Genomic DNA, 25,533 nt, shown 5'->3' with positions numbered 1-25,533 from the left:
CTTATAGCGTCAATTCAAACGACCTCGCCAGAATGCCGGGCAATTGCACGCCGCCCGTTGCGCGCTCGCCCCACGTCGAGTCGCTCAGCAGCAACTCGGCTTGTGCGCCGAGTTGTTCGAGTTCGTCGCCGAGCAGGCGGTACAGACTATCGTCGAAACGCATTGCTTCGAGCGGCGCGACGATCTGCCCGTTCTCGACCCAGAAGGTCGCAAAGCGCGTCATGCCGGTCAGCCGGCAATTCATCCGGTCCGAGAAGTTCACGTACCAGAGATTGCCGATGTATAGACCTGTACCGAGCTTCGCCAGCACGTCCTCTTCCAGCAGATCGCCCGCCTCCATCGCGAGCGCCGCAGGCGACTCGTTCGCCAGCGCGCCGTTGGGCGTCAATCCATACTCACGCGCGCTGCGTGCGTTGGTCAGGCATCCTACGCTACGGCCGGCCTGAATCAGCGCGACGCTTTCGCGCAGGTAGCCGTCGTCGTTAAAGCCTGGCGTGATGCCGAGATTCAGGTCTTCGCTCAGGCTCACACGCGGATCGAGCGACACTTCGCCGGTGTGCAACTTGTAGAGCTCGCTGCGTGAACTCGCTTGTGCCCGTGCGGAAAAGCCGCTCCATGCGGTCACGCCGAGCAGTTCAGCCAGTGCCGCAGGCGCCAGATACGAGCGATAGCGCCCCGGTGCCAATGCACGCGGCGTGCGCGCCAGAACGGCAAGCCGGGTGGCCGCCTGTTCGACCTTGCGTGCGAACGTGACGTCGTTCCAGTCGTCGCCGGCGTAAGTCGTTTTGATCGCGCGGCCACTCGGGTCATACAGCGACCAGCTGAAATTGAAGTTATCGACTTCGTACCAGCCGCGGCTACCGCTAGTGGAAGCAAAACCGCGCACGATCGTGCCGCCCGCATAAAAGCCCACGAAATCGAGACCTCTTGCGCATTCGGCGACCGTGTGCAACAAGCCTTGCGGATCCGGCAGCCTGCCGGAACGCTGCGTGGCGCGCTGCCATTGCGACGCATCGAACAGCAGGTGCGGATCGTCCGCCGCGTCGCGCAAACCTTCACGCAAGGTAGCGAGCGCCGCGCTCACTTCTTCGAGATCCTGCTGCAAGTCGCCGCAAACGGTGAGCGTCGAATAGGCCTGACGCGCGCCGTCGATCAGACGCAAGGTCAGCTTGCCTTGCGACACGCTGCCGATCTGCCGAACCTTGCCAGCGTTGAAGCGGATAAAGTCGGACTGCTCGCCGGCAAACGAACTCAGCGTGGTTTCCGCGCCTTGCTGCGAGCGCTCGATGGCATCGGCGAGCGACGTGAAATGCCGCTGCCAGTCGAGCGATGCACCGGCTCGCGAGGACATGAACTGGCTCATCATGCGCCTCCGAACACGTCGATGTTGCTGAACACGCAGGCCGGCGATGCGTGACCGACGCGAATGATCTGCGCGGGTTCGCCCTTGCCGCACATGGAAGTGCCATACACCTCGCGCGTGCCCGCATTGCCGACGGCGCTCAGACTGCGCCAGAAATTTGCCGAGATGCCGCGATAATTCGGCTGCTTGACGATCTGCGTAAGCTTGCCGTTTTCGATCAACTGGCCGAACTCGCAGCCGAACTGGAATTTGTTGCGGTGGTCGTCGATCGACCAGGACGTATTGGTGCGCATCAGGATGCCGTGTTCGATGTTGCCGATCATCTCCTCCAGCGAACTGTCGCCGGGTTCGATGTTCAGGTTGGCCATGCGGTCGATGGGCGGCCGGTTCCAGTTCGATGCGCGCGAGTTGGCCACGCCCGGCATATGCGCGCGTTGCTGGGACAGCGCGCCGCCAAGCGGCCGCTCGAGCACACCGTCGCGAATCAGATATTGCTTGTGCGCTTCGGTGCCGTCGTCGTCGAATGCGTACGAGGCGGCTTCCTCGCGCAACTCGGGGTCGAAGGTCACGTTGAGCAGTTCCGAGCCGTAACGGTATGAGCCGAACATGTCCTGCTTGACGAAACTCCAGCCCGCGAAGTTGCGCTCGTCGCCGAGAATGCGATCGAGTTCGAGCGGATGACCAATCGACTCGTGAATCTGCAACATCATCTGATCCGGCATCAGCAGCAGGTCGCGCTTGCCCGACGGACAATTCGGCGCGGCCAGCAGTTGCAGCGCCTCGTTCGCGACACGCACGCCCGACCCCTCGAAGCCAAAGCGCGCCAGCACCTCGATGCCGCCCTGCCCGAGCGTGCCGTAGTTGCCGCCGAGCGTGCGAACCTGGGTATCGCCATTCGCATGCGCGGCCACGCTCAATTGCGGCATGACGAAGCGGAACTGCTGGTCGATCCGCACACCGTCGCCGGTGATGTACAACTGATCGGTGTGCGTGATCTGCACCGCCGCCACGCGCTCGACGATGCGTGAATCCAGCTTCGCGCTCGCGCATTCATGGCCCAGCAGATCGAGCCAATCGGCTCGCGCCGGCAAACCCTGGAGCGCATTGGGCGAAGCATATTGACCACTGACCGAAGGACGCGCCACCTCGCGGTGGTCGATCAGCGAGAGTGCCGCGCTCGCCTCGGCACGCGCGGTGGCGATATCCAGCGCTTGCTGCAGACCTGCCGCGGACAGATTCGCCGTGGCGGCATAGCCCGCCCCCGCGCCCACCCACGCAATCAGCATCGCACCACGATCGCGCACCGTGCGCAGCGGCTGCGCGATGTCGTTGCGGACTTCATGATCGTCGATCTGTTCGTCGACAATGCGCAGCGACCAGAACGCCGCGCGGCTCGTAAGCGACCGGGCGGCTCGCGCCCAACGTTCGTCAATCATTCGAGGTTCTCTGATGAGTCCGTGTTCAGCCCGCCGCCGGCAGGACCAGCGACGAGGCTAGTAGCGACTGGGTATAGGGGTGCGACGGCGCATGCAATACGTCGAGCGTGTTGCCGGCTTCGACAATGCGTCCGGACTTCATCACGATCACACGATGCGCCATGGCGCGCATCACCGCCAGATCGTGCGTAATGAAAAGATAGCTTAGCTTGTACTTCTTCTGCAGATTTGTCAGCAGATTGAGCACCTGCTTCTGGATCGACACGTCGAGCGCGCTGGTCGGCTCGTCCAGCACCAGCAACTCCGGTTCAACCGCGAGCGCGCGCGCAATCGCAATACGTTGGCGCTGACCGCCGGAAAACTCGTGCGGATAGCGCAGCATCGAATCGCTGGGCATGCCCACTTCTTCCAGCAGACTCGCCACGCGCGCGCGCCGGGCTCTCGCATCCACCTCCGGCCGATGCACCGCCAGTCCTTCGCCGATGATCTGCTCGACCGTCATGCGCGGCGACAGCGAACCGAACGGGTCCTGAAACACCACCTGCATGCGTGCATACAGCGCTCGGCGCGAGGTGGCGGTCTTCAGCGTCGACAACGGCATCTCGTCGATATGAATATGCCCTGCGGCGGGCTGCTGCAAACCGAGTACCGTGGCCGCGAGGGTCGACTTGCCCGAACCGGATTCGCCGACGATGCCCAGCGTTTCACCGCGCCGCAGGCTCAAATCGACATCCTGTACCGCGCGAAACGCCGAGTGCCTGAACATCGAGCGCCAGCCTTTGCCGGAGGTGCGGTAATCGACCGCCAACCCCTGCACCTTGAGCAGACGCCGCGCGCCGGCTTCGATCGGTTCGACCGCGCGTTGCGGCTCGCTGTCCAGCAAGCGCTTCGTGTACGGATGCTGTGGATTGCCGAAGAGTGCCCCGGTCGTATTGGTTTCGACCAGCACGCCCTTTTCCATCACCGCGACACGTTGCGCGAAGCGCCTGACCAGGTTCAGGTCGTGCGTAATCAGCAGCACGGCCATGCCGCGTTCGGCCGCTTCCTGCTCCTGCAACGCGATCAGAAGATCGACGATCTGCTGGCGCACGGTGACATCGAGCGCGGTGGTCGGTTCGTCGGCAAGCAGCAGACGCGGACGGCAAGCGAGCGCCATTGCGATCATCGCGCGCTGCCGCTGGCCGCCTGAGAGCTGATGTGGAAAGCTGTCGATGCGCCGTTCCGGCTCGGGAATGCCGGTGCGCCGAAGCAATTCAATGCCGCGCTCGCGCGCCGCGTTCGGCCGCAGGCCTTCGTGCAAGCGCAAGCTCTCGGCGATCTGCTTGCCGATCGTGAAGAGCGGATTGAGCGCCGTCATCGGCTCCTGAAACACCATGGCTACATCGGCGCCACGAATCCCGCGCATCTGCTGCTCGGTTTTTTGCAGCAGATCTTCACCGTCGAGCAACATGCGTCCGCTCAATTGCGCCTGGTCCACGAGGCGCAAGATCGACAACGCGGTCACGCTCTTGCCCGAGCCCGATTCGCCGACCAGCGCAACGCGCTCGCCACGCGCAATCGAGAGACTCAGTTCATGGACCGCGACCTTGTCGCCGAAACGCACGGAAAAGCGGTCGATTTCCAGCAGCGGCCTGCTCACTGTCGTGTCGCTCATCGCGGACCTCCGCCGAAAGCCGAACCGCGCGAACGCGTATCGAGCGCATTACGCAACGCGTCGCCCATGAAAGTCAGCAGCAGCAGCGTGATCACCAGCGCGGCAAACGCGGAAATCGAAATCCACCACGCGTCGAGGTTGTTCTTGCCTTCCTGAAGCAATTCGCCGAGGCTCGGCGTCGGCGGCGGCACACCGAGGCCGAGAAAGTCGAGGCTCGTCAGCGACAGAATGGCCGCACTCATACGGAACGGCAGGAACGTGATCACCGGTGTCAGGCTGTTAGGCAGCACGTGGCGCCACATGATCTGCCAGTTCGAGAGGCCCATCGTGCGGGCCGCTTTCACATAATCGAGCGAACGATTACGCAGAAACTCGGCGCGTACATAGTCGGACAGCACGAGCCAGCCGAACAGGGACAGGAGAACGAACAGCAACCACAAGGTCGGTTCGAAGATCGACGCGAAGATGATCAGCAGATACAGGTCCGGCATCGAACTCCAGATTTCGATCAGACGCTGCCCGATCAGATCGGTGCGCCCGCCATAAAAGCCCTGCACCGCACCGGTCAATACGCCGATCAGCACGCCGGATACGGTCAGCGCCAAGGCCATCAACACCGACAAGCGGAAACCGTACAGCAGCCGCGACAGCACGTCACGGCCGAACTGATCCGTGCCGAGCCAGTTGCTCGCCGAAGGCGGCGCCGGATACGGATGCGCGGCGAAGTAGTCGATCGTGTCGTAGTGGTAATGATTTGGCGGATAGATCGCGAAGTTGCCATTCGATTCGAGCCGCGAACGGATATACGGATCGAGATAGTTCGCGCGGGCCGGAAAATCGCCGCCGAACAGGGTCTCCGAATAGTCCTTCACGATCGGGAAATAGTAGTGACCGTCGTAGCGCACAAGCAACGGGCGGTCGTTCGCCAATACCTCGCCAAGCAGGCTGATCACGAACAGCGTGGCGAAGATCACGAGGCTCCAGTAACCGAGCCGCTGACGTCTGAAACGCAGCCACGTGCGCCGCCATGGCGATGGCGACGCCGCGTGCGTCACGCCCGCCGCCTCAGCGGTCCAGGCGGTTGAATTGGATGCGGGGGTCGACAATGACATAGCAGACGTCAGCGATGAGTTTGGTTACGAGGCCGATCAGCGTGAACAGGAAGAGCGAACCCAGCACGACCGGATAATCCCGGCGAATCACCGAGTCGTACGAAAGCTGGCCCATACCGTCGAGCGAGAACAGCGTTTCGATCAGCAGATTGCCGTTCAGGAAGGCACCGACAAACGCCGCGGGCAAACCCGTGAGCAACGGAATCGCGGCGTTGCGCAGCACGTGCTTCCACAACACGTCGCGCTCGGGCGCGCCTTTGGCGCGCGCGGTCAATACATACTGACGGCCGATTTCTTCGAGGAAAGTGTTCTTGGTCAGAATCGTGACGATCGCGAAGTTGCCGACCACCGAAGCGGTAACGGGCAGCACGATGTGCCACAGATAGTCGAGCGTTTTGCCGAAGGTACTGAGTTCGCTGAAGTTATCCGAGGTGAGCCCGCGCATCGGAAACACCTGCCAGAACGTGCCGCCGCCAAACAGCATCAGCAACAGCACGCCGAGCACGAAACCGGGGATCGCATAGCCTGCCAGCACCAGCACACTCGTCACGGTATCGAAGCGCGAGCCGTTACGCACCGCTTTCGCGATCCCCAACGGCACCGAGATCAGATACGTCAGCATCACCGTCCATAGACCGAGTGTGATCGATACTGGCAGCTTCGACTTGATGACATCCCACACACTGTCGTGCTGGAAGTACGACTGGCCAAGATCGAAAGTCGCATAGTGCTTGAGCATCAGCAGATAGCGCTCGAGCGGCGGTTTATCGAAGCCAAACTGTTTCTTGATCTGTTCGATCTGCTGCGGATCGACGCCCTGGCTGCCGTGATAGCCGCCACCGCCCGCCCCCGCCTCTCCGCCACGGCCAGCGCCGTGGCGGAGTTGCGTCATCACCTGTTCGACCGGCCCACCCGGCACGAACTGCGTGACGACAAAGGTGAGCGTAACCACGCCGATCAGCGTCGGCACCATCAACAGCAAACGTCTGAGAATGTAGGCAAGCATGCTGTTCCTCAATGGGCCGCAGCCGTGGTGGCCGTTGTAGCGGCCGCGGATTGGCCGGCCGGCGCTTTTCCGTACCAGTAGTCGATCACCCAGTCTTCGTATTGATACGAGTTCGGCACGCGCTTCGGGTAGCCCAGGGTCGTCTTGTAGCCGATGCGTGCGCCCGGTGCGTAGTACTCCGGCACCAGATAGAACGAGTAGATCAGGACGCGGTCGAGCGCGCGGGTCGCCGCCTCGAGATCGTCGAGATTGGTGGCGGAAAGCGCGGAGCGAATCAGCGAATCGACGGCCTTCGAGCGAATACCCGCGTAATTCTCGGAGCCGACTTCGGAGGCAGCCGCACTGCCGAAGCGGCGCGTCAGCTCGGCGCCCGGAATTGTCACCGGCGGATAGATAAAGGTGGTCATGTCGTACTCGAAATTGTCCAGGCGCTTCTGGTACAACGCACTGTCGATTTCGCGCATGTGGGCCTGAATACCGAGCATGCCGAGCGCCTGCATATACGGCAGGATCAGGCGATCCATGCCCGGCTGGTCGTCCATGATCTCGATCGTCATCGGCTCGCCATTTGCATCGCGCAACGCGCCGTCGCGAAAGTGCCAGCCGGCCTGCGCGAGCAGATCACGCGCCACGCGCAAGTTGCCGCGCAAGGAATCCGGTGCAATCGTCGTGGGTTGCCTGAGCATCGGACCAAACACTTCCGGCGGCACGCTGGCGCGCAGCGGTTCGAGCAATGCGAGCTCTTTCGGACCCGGCGTGCCGGTCGCGCCAAACGGACTCGCCGCGAAATAGCTGTTGGTGCGCCGGTATTGACCGTAGAACATCATCCGGTTCATCCAGTCGTAGTCGAATGCCATCGTCAACGCGCGGCGTACGCGCGGATCCTGGAACATCGGCTTGCGCAGATTCATCAGCATGCCCTGCATCTGCGCGGGGCCGTCGGCGAAATCGCCTTTTTTCAGCAGCCCGTTGTCGAAATTCTTGCCGACATACTTACGGGCCCACTGCGTCGCGCTGTATTCCACGATGACGTCCGCATCGCCCGCCTTGAAGGCTTCGAGCTGCGTATAGTGGTCGCGGTACAGCTTGAAAGTGATGTGCTGGAAGCGGAACATGCCGCGTCGTGACGGCAGATCCGCAGCCCAGTAGTCAGGATTGCGGCGATAGGAAATCTGCTTGTCGTTCTTGCGTTCATCGATCAGATACGGGCCGCTGCTGATCGGCGGCACGGCGGCGATCTGGTCGAATGGCGCTCGTTTGCCATTGGCCTGCATGCCCCACTTCGGCGAGAAAATCGGCAGGTCGCCGGCAATCAGCGGTGCATCGCGTTCGGGATGCCTGAATTCGAAGCGGACCGTGGCTTTGTCGATCACAGTCGCGCTTTTGATGACCGAGAACTGCGCGTTGAAAAGCGGCGACGCCTGCGGGCTCGTCAGCGTATCGAACGAATATTTGACGTCGGCGGCGGTGATCGGGTCGCCGTTGCTAAAGCGCGCGGCGGGATTGATATGGAAGGTCGCTGAACTCAGGTCGGCGGCAACCTCGACATCGTCCGCGATCAGCGGGTATTCGGAAGCCAGTTCGTCCCAGCTACGCTGCATAAGCGTATCGAACATCAGATTCTGAATGTCGGGCGCCGGCGCGCCACGCACCAGAAACGGATTCAGCGAATCGTATGTCTGCAGTTCGTTGTAGTTCTCGAAACTGAGCGTGCCGTTAGCCGGCGCATCGGGATTCGCGTAATCGAAATGCGTGAAATCGGCGGGATATTTCGGCTGGTCGTATTGGGCAATCGACGGCTTCGCCTGCGCCGGAGCCGCGCTCAAACTCAGACAGAGGCTCAGTGCGACCAGCGATGCGGCGCCGACCGTCAGCATCGGCTGGCGCGGAACCGTCCACAGAGTGCGCGGCCGGCGAAACTTCACAAGTCTCATCTTTAGAATGCGAGAGAACGCACGCCGGCCTCGAGCCCGCGCGCGGTACGTCGAATCGGCGCGACCGGCGGCCTGACGCCGCCGGTCGCGTTGCTTACTGCGCTGGCACAGCCGCCCTGATGATCACGTCATTGAACACCAGAACGCCAGGATATGTCTCCAGGAAAATCGAGCCGCTCCGGCCCCGATGACCGGAAGCCGGAGCGGCCCACCCATCAGACGGACTGCGGGTGAATCACAAACCTCAAAGACGTCAGAAGCGGTACGTTGCACCGACCTGGAAGAAGCGGCCAATGTTGGTATAAAGCGACTGATCGTAACCCGTGATATCCGGGGTGGCTTGCCACTCGACGTCGAACGGCGGCTTGCGATCGAAAATGTTGTTGACGCCGCCGTAGATCGTCCAGTTCTTGAAGCCGCGATAGGTGGCCACGAGGTTGAACTGGCTGTACGACGCCACCGACAACGTACCGCCGTCGCCGAATTCCGCTGCCACCGCGTTGGTGTACGGGCCCGTGTACTGCCACGTCAGCGTGGTGGTGAGCTTGCGGTAATCCCAGCTCAGGCTCGTATTGCCCTTCCAGCGCGGATTACTTGCGCCGAACGGTTGCAGCAGCGCGAGGTTGTTGCCGGCGAAGTCCTGCGTCGGCGCACCCGGGGTGTTCAGCTTGAAGTGCCACACGTAGACCCAATCGCCTGCCAACGTGAACGTGCCGTACTTCGTGCCGACCGACTTGCGGAAGTTCATGTCGAAGCCGTCGGTGTCCAGCGAGCCGAGGTTGACGAACTGTTCCTTGAGGTAGGCCACCGTGCCGTCCGGATTGCGGATCACGGTCGACGGGTCATTCGCATCCATCACCGCGTTCGGGTCGTTCGTGCCGATCACACCATCGATGTGAATCTTGTAGAACGCCGCGCCGATATCCGACGACGCATCCGGCGAGAGCTGGAAGCCGATGTTGTAGTTCTTCGTATGCTCAGGTTGCAGCGCCGGATTGCCGTTGACCTGTTCCGTCGTGAAGTGCTTGGTCGGCACGCCGCTCGGGTCGTTCGGGTCGACCAGGTTCTGGTGGGCCAGATACGTTGCCTGCGAGTTTTCCACCAGCGTCGGGGCACGGAAGCCGCGGCTATACGATGCGAAAGTCGTCAAGGCCTGCACCGGCTGGAAGCGCAGTGCGAAGCTCGGCGAGAACGCACCACCGAAGTCGCTGTAGTGGTCGTAACGGCCCGCTTGCGTGAACGTCAGGTTCCGGATGATCGGAATATCGACCTGATAGTAGACGGCGGCCACGTTGCGCTCGCCGTCGACCGTCTGCACGTTGGCCGGCGCGGTAATCCCAAGCGCGCTATACGTGCGCGAGTTGATCAAGTTGCTTTCGTGACGGAATTCCGTACCGAAACCGACACCGACCGGGCCACCCGGCAGATTAAACAGGTTGCCCGTCGAGGTCTTCGCCGTGACGCTGTCGAGCTTCGATATTGCCTGCTCGTAGTCGTTCTGGAACACACCGTTCAAGCCGTTCGGCGTGGACGCTGGGTTCGAAAAATTGAAAACGCCGTTCTGCAGAATGTTCTCGACGCCCGCTACGTTCAGGACGTTGCCATAGGTCGTGTCGACGATGCTCTGCGAGTGGCCGTAATCCGCGGACCAGTCCCAGTCACCGAGATTCGCCGTAGTGTACGAACCCTTCACGCCGGTCATCGCGCGCCAGAACGTCGACACCGTATCGGCCGACACCGTGTTCGGGAAGGTGTAGTTGATCTGCGCCGGTGCGCCGAACGGGTTGAATGGATTGCCCGCCGCCACAGTGCGGTTCAGCGGCAATGCCGAGCCGGTGGCCGGATTGAATGCGTTGGTCTGACTGCTCAACACCGCCGGACCTTCGTTCTGCAGCGTCTCGTTGCGGCTCACCCACAAGTCGCCGTAGGCCTGAACGTCGTCGTTGATCTTGAAGGTACCGTGCACTTTCGCGTTCAGGCGCGTTGTCGACGGTATGAGCGAGGTCTGGCTCGCGGGATTCGACTTACACTCCGCGCCGCCGTCCGCCGACACGCTGCCGGGAGGGCAAGGGTTCAGCGCTACCTTGCTACCGTCGGGGGCGGTCCAGAACGACTGTTGATTCGGGCCGAGCGGGCCAGCGATGCCGCCAGGGAACTGACTGAAGTCCTGATTCGCCGTCATGGCGCGATCGGCGAGCGAGGAGCCGCTGTCGCGATAGTAGCTCGCTGCAGCCGTTACGTTGAAGCGGTCGCTATTCAGATCGCCGAAACCGCCGAGCACGCCGAAGTTGCCCTGCGCGTCGCCCGGATGCTCCGCCTTACCGAGTTGGCCGTCGAACTGCAAGCCCTGGAAGTCTTTCTTCGTGATGATGTTGACAACGCCTGCAATTGCATCCGAACCATACACCGAGACCGCACCGGTCTTCACGACGTCGATGTGGTCGATCATGTTGAGCGGGATCGAATTCACGTCGAAGAACGTGTCGGTGAAGTTCACCGCCTTGCCGTAATTCGCCACCCGTTGTCCGTCCACCAGCACCAGCGTGTACTTCTCGCTCAGACCGCGCAACGCAATGCCGCCACCGCCTTGCGCGGAGCTGTTCATCGTCGATTGGCTCCAGCTGCTCCCCGAGTTCGCGGACATGCCGCGCAGGAAGTCGGCCACGGTCGTATAACCGCTTTGCACGATTTCCTTCGGCGTGATGGTCTGGACTTCCGTGTTGCCGACCTTGTCCGACGTGCGGATCAGCGAGCCGGTCACTTCAAATTTCTTGAGTTGCTGAACCCCTTTGCCGGCCGGCGTTGCGGTGTTGCTATCCGCGGCCGGTGTGGCAGCAGTGGCCGCTGCCGGCGTGCTTTCCGTCGTCGCGCCTGCCCCAGTGCCGGTGGTGGCCGGCTGGCTTTGTGCAAACGCCGGCACGGCGATTGCGGCTGACAATGCCAGTTCAGCCCAGATTATTCTTCTAATGGCCAGCGCCAATGCCCTTTGTTTCATTTTTCCCCTTCTCGCTCGTCAGTAAGGCCACAGCAGTATGTGAAGAGTGGTCCCGTGACCTCTCCACTCGATATACGGCGATCTCGCGCCGCGCTCCGTTAAAGCAACGTCAAATAACTCAGTGTCGGACTACTAATTTATTGAAATCGAGATACGTAGTTCTTTGGAAATTCCTACTGCCACGCGAGTGGGTTCCGCTATGCACCGGCCTATCTTTCCCAAATCGCGGGTTACAACTTAAGTGATGCTTACAAATATCGAGTGACTGCTCTTCAACAAAGCGTGACCTGCGGCATTAAAACAATCTTGGCGTCCCTACCCACACGACCATCGCTTCTTCACGCGCGGTATTGGACCAGGAGTGCGGCACCGTAGACTCGTAATGCGCGGTGTCACCTGCCTGCAATACGAACGTTGTACCTTCCAACGTGAGCGATATCTGGCCGCTCATCACATACAGGAATTCTTCACCGGCATGCGTCGTGACCTCCGACGGGTTCTGCCCCACCGGCATCCTGACGAGGATCACTTCCAGCTTGCTGCCGACCGACAGGTTCGTCAGCCTTCCAAATAAATTGGCCGTTCCGTCGAATCCGAAGTACTTCAACTCGCTTCCTCTGCGCACCGACTTGTCTTCAGTCGGTGTGTCGACGAAGTACTGCACCGTGACACCTAAAGCCCGAGCAATGCCCACTAGCGATGTGATCGATGGCGTTGCATGCCCGCGCTCGACCTGCGACAGAAAGGGCTTGGAAATTCCCGCAGTGGTTGCCACTTCATCCAGCGTGCGCTTCAGCCGTTGGCGGAGCGCGCGGATTTTGTTTCCTATAGAGACCGCAACGTGTGCCTTGTTATCGAGTGGCAAAACCATAGCAAGACAGAATTCCGTAGTCAAAATTAGTTTGATAAGACCAAACTATGTTTCATTGAGCGCAACATCCTCCCGAAAAAATGCATGATGTGCGTGGTTGGATGTCGCCAAGGACGACTGGATCAATACGTTTTCCGTGAGACTTCCGTGCGCGAGGCGAGCCGCATCATGGTTGCGTACGCAACCACGCGCGGCTCCTGCAGTCGATCTGTATGTCGTCCGGCGATCAAGCGCCTTGCTCGTCGTTGTCTTTGCCTGCATCTCGCCAACGCGCTTCGCCGGATGGAATAAATCGGGCACCGGGCGTTTTTCTATTTCGACGCCACCAGTACCCACAGGCGGGCGAGATCCGCCGAACCATCCGTGCCCTTCACGGCGCGGAAAGTTTGCACTGCACGCGCCTTATCGCCCGCTACGTAGTACGCCTCGCCGAGATGCAGTTGGGCCTGGTCCAGGTGGTCGATTCCACCCTTCGCAATTGCTGCATCCATTGCTGCGAGACCTTGCTTGGTCTGCCCCGCGAATACCTGGTTGAAGCCGGCGTCGACCGGCGCCACCGGATTCGCCGAATCGACCGGCGCTTGCGCCCGTTTTGCAGCAAGCGCCTGCAAACGCTTCTCGCGATCCGACTGCGCGTCGTGCCCGAGAACGCCCGACGAAAAGCCCTGATCGATGACCTGCTTGCCTTCGGCCGTGGTGCCCGCCACGATCGCGAGTTGGGTCATCTCCATGTAGTCGTCGGCGGTGGCAAGCGAGCCGGTCGCACGGCGCAGCCGATAGGTGTCGATATCAAGTGCCGACGAATAGCCCGGCTTGCTGCGAATCGCGGAGAACAGATCGGACCAGTACGACTGCTTCGGATGGTAGGCGACCAGTTTCTCGAGCGAGCTGCGATAGGTCGCGTCGTCCTTCACGCGTTGCGCGCACGTGCCGAGCAATTGCAGTTGCGACTCGTCGGGTACGCGGCCGGCACGCACTTCAGCATCGACTGTCGGTTTAAGCAGGCTCACCACATTGCCGCAATCGTTCGACAGGTAGTACGACTGGACCAGCAAGGTCCGCATGTCGGGATCGCCGCCACCCGATTTCAGATAGCGCTGCGCGACCTTCGCGGCCTGCGTGTAATTCTTCTGCTGGAAGTAGATGCCTGCCAACGCCGCGCTGGTGCGTTGCTCGTCCGCGCCCGCGAGATGCCCCGAACTCAGCAGGGTTTCATACGCCTGGGCAGCCACTGCGGAATCGCCGGCGGCAGCCGCCGCCGCGCCGCGCATCTGTTCGATCATCGTGCTTTCATAGACCGTCTTGCCGGGCACGGCGGCAGCCTGATCGATCTTCGTCAACGCATCCCTGTACTTGTGCGCGCGATACAGATCCTGTGCGGCATTCAGCGGCTTCGCCACATCCGGCCGCAGCGAATCGGCGGCATGAGACGCGAGCGGCAGCGCGACGAGCGCCGACAGCCCGCCAATAGCGGCCGCAATCACGGCGCGCTTGAAGCGTTGATGGATCGTTAGCATTCCACTTCCTTATTGCATGTACTGCTCGTTGCCGATCAGGCCGATTTTGGTCGCGCCCAGTCGTTGCGCGGACGCCATCACCTGTGCAACGTCCTTGTACGGCACCAGTTTGTTCGGCCGCAGATGAATCTCGGCCTGCACCGGTTCGGCCGCCACTTGCGCGAGCCTGCTTTCGAGCGCCGCGCGATCCGGCACGGGCTGACCGTTCCAGGTCGTGGTGCCGTCGAAGTCGATATCGATCTGCACCACTTCCGGCTGCGTAATCGCTGGCGGCGGATTGCCGACCGGCAAATTCATCTTGATGGCATGCGTCTGGATTGGAATCGTGATGATCAACATGATCAGCAACACCAGCATCACGTCGATCAACGGCGTAGTGTTGATATCGACCATCACATCCGGTTCGGCGCTGCCGCCACCTGAAGATACGTTCATTCCCATGATCGCTTCCTAGCCGCCGCGCGCGGGCGGCTCAGTGATAAACGAAACCTTCGCGATACCGGCGCGCTCGCACTCGGTAATGACCCGGCCGATGAATTCATAGCGCGTGCTCTGATCGCCGCGCACGTGCACTTCCGGTTGCGGCATCATGACCGACACGGTTTTCAGGCGTGCCAGCAGCGTAGGCGCATCGACCTGCTTCTCATTCCAGAAGAAATCGCCGTCGCGATTGACCGCGATGACGATACTTTTGGGCGTCGTTTGCAGCGGCTGGATCGTCTCCTTCGGCAGTTGCACCGGCACCGTATGCGTCACCACCGGAATCGTGATCAGAAAGATGATCAGCAGGACCAGCATCACATCGACGAGCGGCGTGGTGTTGATACTGGAGATGACCTCGTCGTTGTCTTCCTGCCCAACGCTCATTGCCATGACGGACTCCGCTTATTGGGCCAGCGATGCTTCGCGAGCGACAGCGGCAGCAGCAGCACGTGCCGGGCGACGGCTGCCGGCGAGCAACACTGTGTGCAGTTGCGCGCCGAAGGCACGAACCCGCTCCATCACCGATTTGTTGCGGCGAACCAGGAAGTTGTAGCCGAGCACCGCCGGCACTGCTACGGCGAGACCAATCGCCGTCATGATCAGCGCCTCGCCCACCGGACCCGCGACCTTGTCGATCGACGCCTGGCCCGCGATACCGATTGCCGTCAGTGCGTGATAAATACCCCAGACCGTACCGAACAGACCGACGAACGGCGCCGTCGAACCGACCGTACCGAGGAATGCCAAGCCGTCTTGCAGACGATTCGACACATTGGTGATCGCGCGTTCGACCGACGTATCGATCCACGTGTTGCGGTCCACTGCTTCGAGCAACGCCTCGTCATGATGTTCGCCGGCCTCGATCGCGGTTTCGGCGATGAAGCGGAACGGCGACGATTCGTCGAGCCTCTTTGCGCCTTCGCTCAGCGACGGTGCGGTCCACAGTTGCTCGTCGGCGCTCTTCGCGCGGCGGTTGGCACGGAACTGCTCGACGAATTTGGTGATCATGATGTACCAGCTGCCCATTGACATCAGCACCAGCAGAATCAGGACGAAGCGAGCCACGAAGTCGCCGTTCTTCCAGAGGGCGCCGAGGCCATAGGGGTTGTTGACGGTTTCGGACGTGGCGGGCTGCGGCGGCGGCACGGCTTCGTCAGTGGCCGAGCCGGCCGTTTGCGGTGCGGCGGTGGCGGGCGCGGCAGCCGACGCGGTGGCGTCGCTAGCTTGCGCGTGGGCCATTTGCGGTGCCACAACGGTATCCACCGTGGTGACGGCGAACAACAGGGTTGCCGCCAATGCGGCGAGAGTACGCTTCTTCATGCCTGCTCCAAGTTCATTAGTACAACTTCTAAACCAAGACTGATAAATCGCTACCGGTACCGAACAGTCTGTGGGTTTCAGTTCAGGTTAAACGAGAACGGAACTTGCACACGGACAGCCTGGCCTTGGGAAACGCACGTGAACTGCTTGACCGCGTTGAAAGCTGCGCGATCCAACGAGGAATCGTCTGCGGACCTGGCAACCCGCTCATTCGTAATATGGCCTTGCGGGTCAACCACGAATTCGATGAGCACATCACCCGTCACGTTGTTTTCCTGGGCTTCCCGCGGGTAGCGAATCGACGAACGGATCTGATCCGAGTTCGGACACACCACGCCGACTTCCATGCTCACGGGCTTGCTGGGCGCTGGAGGCGCCGGCGGTGGGGGTGCCACGGCAGGCGCCGACACGACCGGTGCGGCCTGATGCGCGATAGTCGGTTGCGGCGGCGTCTGCACCTGCACTTCCGGCGGCGGCACGAACGGCGGCGGCGGCGGTGCGAACTTCGGCGGCGGCAGTTGCACGGTAGGCAACGGCGGTGGCGGAGGCGGCTTCACCGGCTCAATGATCTTCGTTTCAATAGGGTGCTGGATGACCTGCACGACCTTGGTGGCGAGGCCATTGATCAATGCGTAGATCAGCACGATGTGCAGGAGCAGAACGACTGCGATACCGCCGAACCGGCGTACTGGGTTTTGCTGCTTGCGCCCAAACTCGCGCGGGCGCCCCGGCCTTTCCATCCGGACCGTTGCTGCCGGAAATTGCCCTTCAACTTTCGTACCCACCTTTACTCCTCCGGCGTGAACCGTCCATTTCTGTAACTGCAGCGCGCTTACATACCGCAAACAACTTTCACATCAGTCGATCACACACATCGTCCCGGCCGTTGATTTGCAGTCCATATTTCAGGATGCAGAGACCGGACCGGGCCGATGACACGGGTACTGCCGTAGGACTTCGTAGCGGCGGCCCGATTGGAGCAGAACATCGATCTAAGTAGAACTACTAATAGATCAATTTCGACCCATTCAGTCGGCCGTTGCGTCAACGCTGGAGACAACTTCACTGGTCGGTTCCGTGGCTACGGAACTTTTCGCGCAAAGGTCACATGCGTTTCATGGGGGGCAAAGATATCAGGACAAAAAATGTACGGTCAAACTTTTTTTGATGCGGGCATACTTAGTTTAGAGCTATTACTCTAATTAGAACCTCATTAGTGTTGCTTCAAAAGAATAAGTGCGTGTCGAGCAGATACGAGCGTGCTTCCGTCGACTCGATAATTGGGACGCAGAGGCTGAAGCGGCATGCCAGAACGCACCCTGAAGCGTCCGCGTGCCGCTTCAGTTGGGACGCGGAGAAGCCCGTCTGGCGGGATTTAGGCGGTGATTGGGCGACACCCTGAGCGAGTCGCGAACAGTCTGTTTAACGGGACTATCGAGTGCCGGGGACGACCGGCGGCGTGGCGGGGAGATAGCAGAAAGGGAAAAAGACGTTTAAAGATTTTTTAGCGTATTTGCGACACCTTAAATCCACAATCCAATTACGGGCTTTATACAAATTACAAATTAATTCCAATTGATTACATAAAGCCGACAAAGCGAAATGTGCAAGGCTTGGCGACGCCGCCGGGTCGCCAGGCCCCTCCGGAAAGTTCGAGTGACTGGTTGCCGCAAGGTTTGCGCGGACGCGCTCTCCATGCTCAGCGGCAACGCCGGCGCGCGCAACATCGCTTGCCTATTCCCGGCGTCAGCCGTTCGTTCCTTCACCCGCAACTGGCTCCGGCGCGCTTTGCTTTCGTGCGAGCACGGGCCGCAATGCGGCGCCGGTGTGGCTGGCCGCGACGCGAGCCAGTCCTTCGGGATCCGTAGCAGCGACAATGCTCCCACCACCCACCCCGCCTTCCGGACCGAGGTCGATGATCCAGTCTGCTTCCGCAACCACATCGAGATCGTGCTCGATCACGACCACACTATGTCCGCCGTCCGCGAGACGATGCAGCACGCGAATCAGCTTGGCGACGTCTGCCATATGCAGGCCGACAGTCGGTTCATCGAGCACGTACAGCGTATGCGGGGCCTTCTGACCTCGCCGTGTGATGTCGTCGCGTACCTTGCTCAGTTCGGTGACCAGCTTGATACGCTGCGCTTCGCCACCTGACAAGGTAGGCGACGGCTGACCGAGCGTCAGATAGCCCAAACCGACATCCTTCATCAATTGCAATGGATGCGCGATGTTGGAGATCGGCGCGAAGAATTCGACGGCTTCGTCGATCTCCATGGTCAGCACGTCACCGATGTTCTTGCCGCGCCAGGTGACCGCGAGTGTCTCGGGATTGAAGCGCTGCCCATGACACACGTCGCACGGTACTTTCACGTCCGGCAGGAAGCTCATGCCGATTGTGCGTACGCCCTGCCCTTCGCAAGCCGGGCAGCGGCCTTCGCCAGTGTTGAACGAGAAACGCGACGCCGTATAGCCGCGCGCACGCGCTTCGAGCGTGCCGGCGAACAGCTTGCGGATCGCATCCCACACGCCGATGTAAGTGGCAGGACAGGAACGCGGCGTTTTGCCAATCGGCGTCTGATCGACTTCGAGCACGCGGTCGATGCTTTCCCAGCCCGTGATCGAATCGCAGCCTTGCCAAGCATGCGTGACATTCAGTGGCGCGCGCGGCGCGCTGCGTGCCAGGACGCTCGAACGCCGGTTCGCCGCCGGCTGCTCCTGCGCCGCCGCTGAACGCGCGCGGCGCGTAGCCGGCGACGACAGAACCGAGCGCCCCACCGCATCCAGCAGATTGGCCATCAGCACATCGCGCGCCAGCGTCGATTTGCCCGACCCGCTCACGCCGGTCACGGCTACCAGCCGCGAAAGCGGAATGCCGACCGTCACGTTACGCAGGTTGTGCAGTTTGCCGCCATGCACCGTCAGCCAGTTTTCCGGCACGGCCGTCGCGCGTTTGGTTGGCGCGATTACTTTGCGACGCGGTTGCAACGGATGCACGATCGGCTGCGCGAGGAACTGGCCGGTCAGCGAATCGGGCTGCGCCGACAGATCAGCCACGCTGCCCTGCGCGATGAGCGTACCGCCGCGCTTTCCCGCGCCCGGCCCGATATCGATGATGTGGTCAGCACGCCGGATCGTATCTTCGTCATGCTCGACGACCACCAGCGTATTGCCCTTCTCGCCCAACTTGCGCAAGGCGTTCAGCAGAATCTGGTTATCCCGCGGATGCAGACCGATGGTCGGCTCGTCCAGCACGTAGCACACGCCTTGCAGGTTGCTGCCCAGTTGCGCGGCAAGCCGGATACGCTGCGCCTCGCCACCCGACAGACTCGGCGCCGCACGATCGAGACTCAGATAGCCGAGTCCGACTTCCTCGAGGAACTGCAGACGACTGCCGATTTCGCTGACCACGTCGCGCGCGATTTCCGCATCGCGGCCGGTCATCTCCAGCGTGTCGATCCACTTGCGCGTATCGGACACCGTCCATTGCGCGATATCGACAATTGCCTGTGCCTCGAACGTGACGGCACGCGCGGTCGGATTCAGGCGCGTACCGGCGCAATCCGGACACGGTTCGTCGACGAGGCCCTCTGGCTCCTGCTCCTCGGACGGCAAACTTTGTTCGCGGCCGCGATTGTCCTCGACAAGCACCGTATCGTCGTACGCGGCGCGTTGTTCGCGCGTCAGCGAGAGACCTGTACCGACGCAAGTGGTGCACCAGCCATGCTTGCTGTTGTACGAGAACATCCGCGGATCGAGTTCCGGATAGCTCGTGCCGCACACCGGACAGGCTCGCTTGGTGGACAGCACCTTCACCGAACCGAGTTTTGCCGTGGTACGGCCGCCGCTGATTGCGTCGTGCAGACCGTCGAGCGGCGCCAGCAGATGCATCACGCCCTTGCCAATGTCGAGCGTCTGGTCGAGCGCCTCGCGCAGCGCGGTTTCGTTGTCCGCCGATACGACGAGGTCGGCCACCGGCAACTCGATCGTATGTTCGCGGAAGCGGTCGAGCTTCGGCCACGGGTCCACCGCCACAAACTCGCCATCCACACGCAGGTGCGTGTTGCCGCGCGCTTTGGCCCATTTCGCGAGATCCGTATAGACGCCCTTGCGATTCACGACCAGCGGCGCCAGGAAGCCGACATGCTGGCCCTTGTGATCGCGCAGCAACTGCGCAGCGATCGATTCGACACTTTGCGATGTGACTGGCGTGCCGTCGTGAATACAGTGCTGCAGACCGAGCTTCACATACAGCAGGCGCAGGAAGTGCCACACCTCTGACGTGGTAGCCACCGTGCTCTTGCGGCCGCCGCGCGACAGGCGCTGTTCGATTGCGACCGTGGGTGGAATGCCATAGACGGCGTCCACTTCTGGTCGCCCGGCCGGCTGCACGATGGAACGCGCATAGGCGTTCAGCGACTCGAGGTAACGGCGCTGCCCTTCGTGGAACAGAATGTCGAAGGCCAGCGTGGATTTGCCCGAACCGGACACGCCGGTAATCACGTTGAACTTGCCGTGCGGAATATCGACGTCGAGCGCTTTCAGATTATGCTCGCGCGCATTGACGATGCGCACCACGTCTTCACCTTCAATCGCCCGGCGCGCACGCGCCGCGCTCAATGCCTTCTGCAATGGGATACCCTGCGCGGCCGGTTCGGCCGCCGCGCTCATGGCGCGGTCGTAGTGCAGCAGCGCCTCGCCGGTGTGCGATTCCGGGCACTGTTTGACGTCTTCCGGCGTGCCCGCGCATAGCACGCGGCCGCCGCCGTCGCCGCCTTCAGGGCCGAGGTCGATCAGCCAGTCAGCCGCGCGAATGACGTCGAGGTTGTGCTCGATCACGATCAGCGAGTGGCCGCTCGCGAGCAACTTGCCGAACGCCTGCATGAGCTTGGCGATGTCGTCGAAATGCAGCCCGGTGGTGGGCTCGTCGAACATGAACAGGCGTTTCGCGATCGCCTGTCTGGCACCGCGCGCAGTGCGCGCCTGCGCCGATTCCGCAAGGAAACCGGCGAGCTTGAGACGTTGCGCCTCGCCACCGGACAAGGTGGGCACCGGCTGGCCGAGCTTCACGTATTCGAGACCCACGTCGACAATCGGCTGCAGCACGCGCAATACTTCGGCATCCTTCGCGAAGTAGGTACTGGCCTCGCTCACGGTCAGTTCGAGCACGTCGGCAATGCTCAGTGCGCGCGCCGGCTCGCCACGCCCGATTTTCACTTCGAGCAGTTCAGCGCGATAGCGCCGCCCATCGCAATCCGGACAGCGCAGATAGACGTCGCTCAGGAACTGCATTTCGATGTGTTCGAAGCCCGAGCCGCCGCAGGTCGGGCAGCGCCCGTCGCCCGAGTTGAAGCTGAACATGCCAGGACCATAGCCGCGTTGCTGCGCGAGCGGCGCCTTGGCGAACAGCTTGCGGATTTCGTCGAACGCACCGACGTAACTGGCGGGATTCGAGCGCGCGGTTTTACCGATCGGCGACTGATCGACGAAGACAACATCCGTGACCTGGTCAGCGCCGCTCAGGCTGCGGAACGCGCCGGGCGATTCGGTCGCGAGGCCGAAGTGCCGCGCCATGGCCGGATACAAAACATCCTGCAGCAAGGTGGATTTGCCCGAGCCCGACACGCCCGTCACGCAAACCAGCCGTTGCAAGGGAATCTCGACGGTGACGTCGCGCAGGTTATGTTCGGTCGCGCCTTCGAGCACGATGCGCGGCGTGCCTGCATCCACCGGACGTTGGGACCAGTGCGCCGCGTCCGCCACGTGCCGCCGCCCGCCCAGGTACTCGCCGGTCAGCGTGCCGGACGAACGGATCGCTTCGGGCGCGCCGTCGTAAATGATCGATCCGCCCCGCTCGCCCGGCCCTGGGCCCATGTCGATGAGGCGATCCGCCGCCAGCATCACGGATGGGTCGTGCTCGACCACCACGAGCGTATTGCCGGCGTCGCGCAGGCGATGCATGGCTTCGACAATCCGGTTCAGGTCGCGCGGATGCAGACCGATACTCGGCTCGTCGAGCACGAACAGCGTTTTGGTCAGCGACGTGCCGAGCGCAGTGGTGAGGTTGATCCGCTGCACCTCGCCGCCCGACAGCGTGCGGCTTTGCCGGTCGAGCGTCAGATAGCCCAGGCCGACGTCGCATAGATATTTGAGGCGTGTACGCACTTCGGCGAGCAGGAGCTTGAGCGCGTCGTCCAGTAATGCGCTCGGCAGACTGATCTGGTCGAAGAAACGCCGGATGCGCTCGATCGGCAGCAGCATCAGATCGTGCACGGTCAAACCCGGCAACGCTTCGAGCTGCTTGCGCTGCCAATCGACGCCGCGCGGCATGAAGCGCTTTTCGGGTGTGAGCACCGCGTCCGCGTTCTCTTTGCTGCCGAGGCGCCACAGCATGGATTCCGTTTTCAGACGCGCGCCGCCGCAGGTTTCGCACGGCGTGTAGCTGCGGTATTTCGACAGCAACACGCGGATATGCATCTTGTACGCTTTCGATTCGAGATACTCGAAGAAGCGTTTGACGCCGTACCAATGGCTTTGCCACTTACCGTTCCAGTCCGGCGAGCCGTTGATGACCCAGTCGCGTTCGGCATCTGTCAGTTCGCCCCATGGCGTGCCGCGGCGAATATCGGCTTTCGCCGCGTAGCGCATCAGATCGTCCTGACACTCTTTCCAGGCCGGCGTCTGCATCGGCTTGATCGCGCCGTCGCGCAGCGTCTTGCGTGCATCGGGGATCACCAGACCGAGATCGACACCGATCACACGGCCAAAACCACGGCAGACTTCACACGCGCCATAGGCCGAGTTGAACGAGAACAGTGCCGGCTGCGGGTCGGCATAACGCAGGTCGCTCTCGGGGCTGTGCAGACCGGTGGAGAAACGCCAGATTTGCGGCTCGGCCGCCTTTGCCTCGGGGGCCTCGAGGACTTCGGGCGTTTCTGGTGCTGAAGGCAGCACGTAGATATTGACGCGGCCGCCGCCGCGTTTGAGCGACGCCTCGATCGCTTCGACCACCCGCTGTTTGTCGGCCTGGCGCACGCGGAAGCGGTCTGCTACCACGTCCAGCAACTTGCGCTTGCCGGTGGGCGAATCGACTTCGCGCTGGGCCTGCACGCGCGTGTAGCCGCTTGCCGAGAGCCACTGCTCCACTTCCTGCTCCGAGGCGGATTCGGGCAATTCCACCGGGAAGGTGACGACCAGCCGCGGATCGTGCTCCGCGGTACGCTCCAGCAGTTCGGCGTAGATCGTCTCCGGTGTGTCATGCCGCACCTGCTGCGCCGTCTTGCGGTCGAACAGTTCGGCCGCACGTGCGTAGAGCAGCTTCAGGTGGTCATTGAGTTCCGTCATCGTGCCGACGGTGGAACGCGAACTGCGCACCGGATTGGTCTGGTCGATCGCAATGGCCGGCGGAACGCCATCGACCCGGTCGACCTGCGGCCGGTCCATGCGGTCGAGAAACTGCCGGGCATAGGCGCTGAAGGTTTCGACATAGCGCCGCTGCCCTTCCGCGTAAAGCGTATCGAACACGAGACTCGATTTGCCGGAACCGGAAGGGCCGGTCACGACTGTCATTTCGCCGGTTCGTATGTCGAGATCGACGTTTTTCAGATTGTGCTGACGCGCGCCGCGAATGCGGATGATTCCATTAGATGCCAATTTATCCGACCGTCTGAATGAGTGGGCCACCTCTCACGGACGCCTCGCGACCGCGCAAGTTCGCTGCGCCTGAGCCGGCGGGAAAACACGCCAAAGGCCAGGTCGCAACGGGATACTATACTGTATATTTATACAGTTTTCCATGACACCACATAGGGTCAACAGCAGCGCGCCGTGAATCGGCAAACCGTCTCTAACCGTAGGCACTTTCCACATTGAGCCGGCTCACCGAAGCGACTGCGGGCTCCTGCGCGGATTCTGCCGCCCCGCTCCCGGACAACGCATAAGCCACGCAGCGCTTTGCCAGCGCCTCGGTCGGATCGACCAGCCGCACCACGAGTCCGCCTGGCCTGGCCAGCGTCGCGCCGCGCAGCAGTAGCGGCAACTCGGTGCAGCCCAGCACGATCACCTGCACGCCTTGCGCGACCAGGTCGTCGACGGCCGCAGCAACGTCGTCGCTGCACTCGCCCGACATGAAGCCCGCCTTCGTGCCGGCGGGCCCGTAAATCGCGTTCATCAGTCGCGCCTGCGCTGCCGGGGCGGGTGCAACCTGCAGAAGGCCGCGCGCTTCGAGCGCCTGTTCGTAGACGCGGCTCGCGAGTGTGCCCGAGGTCGCGAGCAGGCCGACTTCGCGCAGATTCGGGAACGACGCGCGCAGGTAATCCACCGTGCAGGTCAGCATATTGACGATCGGCACGTTCAAGGACGGCTGAATCCGTTCGAGGAACGCGTGCGCGGTATTGCACGGAATCGCGATGATGTCGGCGCCGCCCGCCTCAAGCGTTTTGCAGCCGGCGTAGAGCGCGAGCGTGGGATCATCGCCGTTGCCGAGCAGCGCTTTGGTGCGGTCCGGGATCTGCGGATTCTGCTCGACCATGACCTTGATGTGCTCCTGATCGCACGTAGCCGGCGTGTTACGCACCAGTTTTTCCATGAAATCGACAGTTGCCGCCGGGCCGACGCCACCCAGGACGCCGATTTTGAAGTGCCGCTTCGGCTGCGGATACTGCGCTGCCGCCACGTAGCGGGCGTAGACCAGATTGGCATCGACGAGCGGCACCTCCAGCGTGCCGAGTGCGTGCGCAACCAGGGCGATCTCGGTGAGACCGGGCAGAATGATTTCCGCGCCTTGCGCGATGAGGTCCGCGCAGGCTGCGCGTAGCAATTCGATCGGCCGGCCATGGAGGTGACCGCTTCTGATGCCGTCTTCGCCATATACGGCGCTTGTCACGCGATCGACGCCTTGCTCGTTGCGCGGATGCAGCACATCGAAACGAGTGGCATCGAAATAGCGTTCGAAGAGACCGTTATCGCGGATGGTGTCGGATGTCAGCACACCGATGCGATTCGCTGACGGGAAGGCTTGCCGCATGTGCGCCGAGAGCGCGGCCATGATGTCGGCCACCGGGATCGTCAGGTTCGCGGTGAGTTCGTGGATGAAGGTGTGGCTGAGGAAACACGGCAGGATGATCGCGTCGACGCCGCGCTTTTCGAAGGCGCGGATGGTGTCGAAGACGTGAATTTTGAATAAGGCGCTCGCCGTGGTGATTGAGGGCTGGCTTTGCCAGGATCGCTGTTCGAAGATGAGGTCGAAGCGCTCCGCGGGGTGGGGCTCACCATAGGTGGTGATCATCTTGCTCAAGACGTCCGCGCTTGCTAGCGGTGATGCGGCGGTTACTACGCCTAGCGAATGGTGATGGTTCATGGTGACTTCCCCCTTCTGCCGTTTTTTCAATTCGTATTGATATTAGGATGATTTTAGGCCGGTGGTGGCCGGCAGGTGGCGGGATTTTTGGTTTTTTTGTTTGCCTGTGGTATTGGGGTTTGTTTCTGGTTTTATTTCTTTATGCCTGCAGTCGGGTTTAGGCTTATTCTGTATGCCTACGGCGTTGGCCTTTCCTTGTTTTCTTATTGGTCTATTAGTGTCGCCCCTGTGCGGGGCAGCACCTACTTTTCTTTGCCGGCCGCAAAGAAAAGTAGGCAAAAGAAAGCGGCTCAAACCGCTGACTCTTAAGTGGATCCCCTGGCTTGGAGGGTGTAGTGGCTCCGTAGAGATTGGGCCTGCGCACCTGCTCTCGTGAGTGACCAGGCCGTCATGCTTCCGGCGGCGCTGCGCGCGCCGGGGCGGTACTTCTTCAAACCACCCGCCGCACTTTTGCGTGCGGTTTGCCCGTCGCGGTGGCTCGGGG

Annotated in this window: 15 protein-coding genes; all 15 read right to left on the bottom strand. The window is 61.7% G+C overall.

What is annotated here, in order from left to right; translation table 11 throughout:
- Position 1: 1 nt before the first annotated feature.
- Entirely contained in the window at positions 2 to 1,363 is a 1,362-nt protein-coding gene (locus PQR27_RS05655) for a TldD/PmbA family protein (RefSeq protein ID WP_408525415.1), read from the bottom strand.
- Positions 1,363 to 2,799 (bottom strand): TldD/PmbA family protein, encoded by a 1,437-nt coding sequence (locus tag PQR27_RS05650; protein ID WP_408522734.1) that lies wholly within the window; start codon positions 2,797 to 2,799, stop codon positions 1,363 to 1,365. The genes PQR27_RS05655 and PQR27_RS05650 overlap by 1 nt, the downstream gene beginning before the upstream one ends.
- A 25-nt stretch (positions 2,800 to 2,824) precedes the next feature.
- Entirely contained in the window at positions 2,825 to 4,453 is a 1,629-nt protein-coding gene (locus PQR27_RS05645; protein ID WP_408522733.1) for an ABC transporter ATP-binding protein, read from the bottom strand.
- Positions 4,450 to 5,565, bottom strand: coding sequence for an ABC transporter permease (locus tag PQR27_RS05640; RefSeq protein ID WP_408522732.1), 1,116 nt, complete (start codon positions 5,563 to 5,565; stop codon positions 4,450 to 4,452). Before PQR27_RS05640 ends, PQR27_RS05645 begins: the two co-directional genes overlap by 4 nt.
- Positions 5,519 to 6,571, bottom strand: coding sequence for a microcin C ABC transporter permease YejB (locus tag PQR27_RS05635; RefSeq protein WP_408522731.1), 1,053 nt, complete (start codon positions 6,569 to 6,571; stop codon positions 5,519 to 5,521). The genes PQR27_RS05640 and PQR27_RS05635 overlap by 47 nt, the downstream gene beginning before the upstream one ends.
- Before the next feature lie 8 nt (positions 6,572 to 6,579).
- Positions 6,580 to 8,505, bottom strand: coding sequence for an extracellular solute-binding protein (locus tag PQR27_RS05630; RefSeq protein ID WP_408522730.1), 1,926 nt, complete (start codon positions 8,503 to 8,505; stop codon positions 6,580 to 6,582).
- A 253-nt stretch (positions 8,506 to 8,758) separates the two neighbouring features.
- Entirely contained in the window at positions 8,759 to 11,500 is a 2,742-nt protein-coding gene (locus tag PQR27_RS05625; RefSeq protein WP_408522729.1) for a TonB-dependent receptor plug domain-containing protein, read from the bottom strand.
- 295 nt (positions 11,501 to 11,795) lie between these two features.
- Positions 11,796 to 12,371 carry a type II toxin-antitoxin system RelB family anti-toxin gene (relB, locus tag PQR27_RS05620; protein ID WP_408522728.1) on the bottom strand — a complete coding sequence of 192 codons (576 nt, stop codon included), beginning with the start codon at positions 12,369 to 12,371 and terminating at the stop codon, positions 11,796 to 11,798.
- A 311-nt stretch (positions 12,372 to 12,682) separates the two neighbouring features.
- Positions 12,683 to 13,888, bottom strand: coding sequence for a tetratricopeptide repeat protein (locus PQR27_RS05615; RefSeq protein WP_408522727.1), 1,206 nt, complete (start codon positions 13,886 to 13,888; stop codon positions 12,683 to 12,685).
- Positions 13,889 to 13,897: 9 nt separating this feature from the next.
- Positions 13,898 to 14,329, bottom strand: coding sequence for an ExbD/TolR family protein (locus PQR27_RS05610; protein WP_408522726.1), 432 nt, complete (start codon positions 14,327 to 14,329; stop codon positions 13,898 to 13,900).
- 9 nt (positions 14,330 to 14,338) lie between these two features.
- Positions 14,339 to 14,761 (bottom strand): ExbD/TolR family protein, encoded by a 423-nt coding sequence (locus tag PQR27_RS05605; RefSeq protein WP_408522725.1) that lies wholly within the window; start codon positions 14,759 to 14,761, stop codon positions 14,339 to 14,341.
- A 12-nt stretch (positions 14,762 to 14,773) separates the two neighbouring features.
- Positions 14,774 to 15,691, bottom strand: coding sequence for a MotA/TolQ/ExbB proton channel family protein (locus tag PQR27_RS05600; protein ID WP_408522724.1), 918 nt, complete (start codon positions 15,689 to 15,691; stop codon positions 14,774 to 14,776).
- A gap of 77 nt (positions 15,692 to 15,768) precedes the next feature.
- Positions 15,769 to 16,431, bottom strand: a complete 663-nt coding sequence (locus tag PQR27_RS05595) for an energy transducer TonB (RefSeq protein ID WP_408525414.1) — start codon at positions 16,429 to 16,431, stop codon at positions 15,769 to 15,771.
- Between the two features lie 1,006 nt (positions 16,432 to 17,437).
- Positions 17,438 to 23,344, bottom strand: a complete 5,907-nt coding sequence (uvrA, locus tag PQR27_RS05590; protein ID WP_408522722.1) for an excinuclease ABC subunit UvrA — start codon at positions 23,342 to 23,344, stop codon at positions 17,438 to 17,440.
- A 193-nt stretch (positions 23,345 to 23,537) separates the two neighbouring features.
- Positions 23,538 to 25,049 carry a cysteate racemase gene (gene cuyB, locus PQR27_RS05585; RefSeq protein ID WP_408522721.1) on the bottom strand — a complete coding sequence of 504 codons (1,512 nt, stop codon included), beginning with the start codon at positions 25,047 to 25,049 and terminating at the stop codon, positions 23,538 to 23,540.
- Between the last annotated feature and the right edge of the window lie 484 nt (positions 25,050 to 25,533).

The sequence above is a fragment of the Paraburkholderia fungorum genome (assembly GCF_046027215.1).
Lineage (GTDB): Bacteria > Pseudomonadota > Gammaproteobacteria > Burkholderiales > Burkholderiaceae > Paraburkholderia > Paraburkholderia fungorum_D.
The sequence above is the reverse complement of the archived record's forward strand: the minus strand, read 5'-3'. Positions and strand labels throughout refer to the sequence as shown.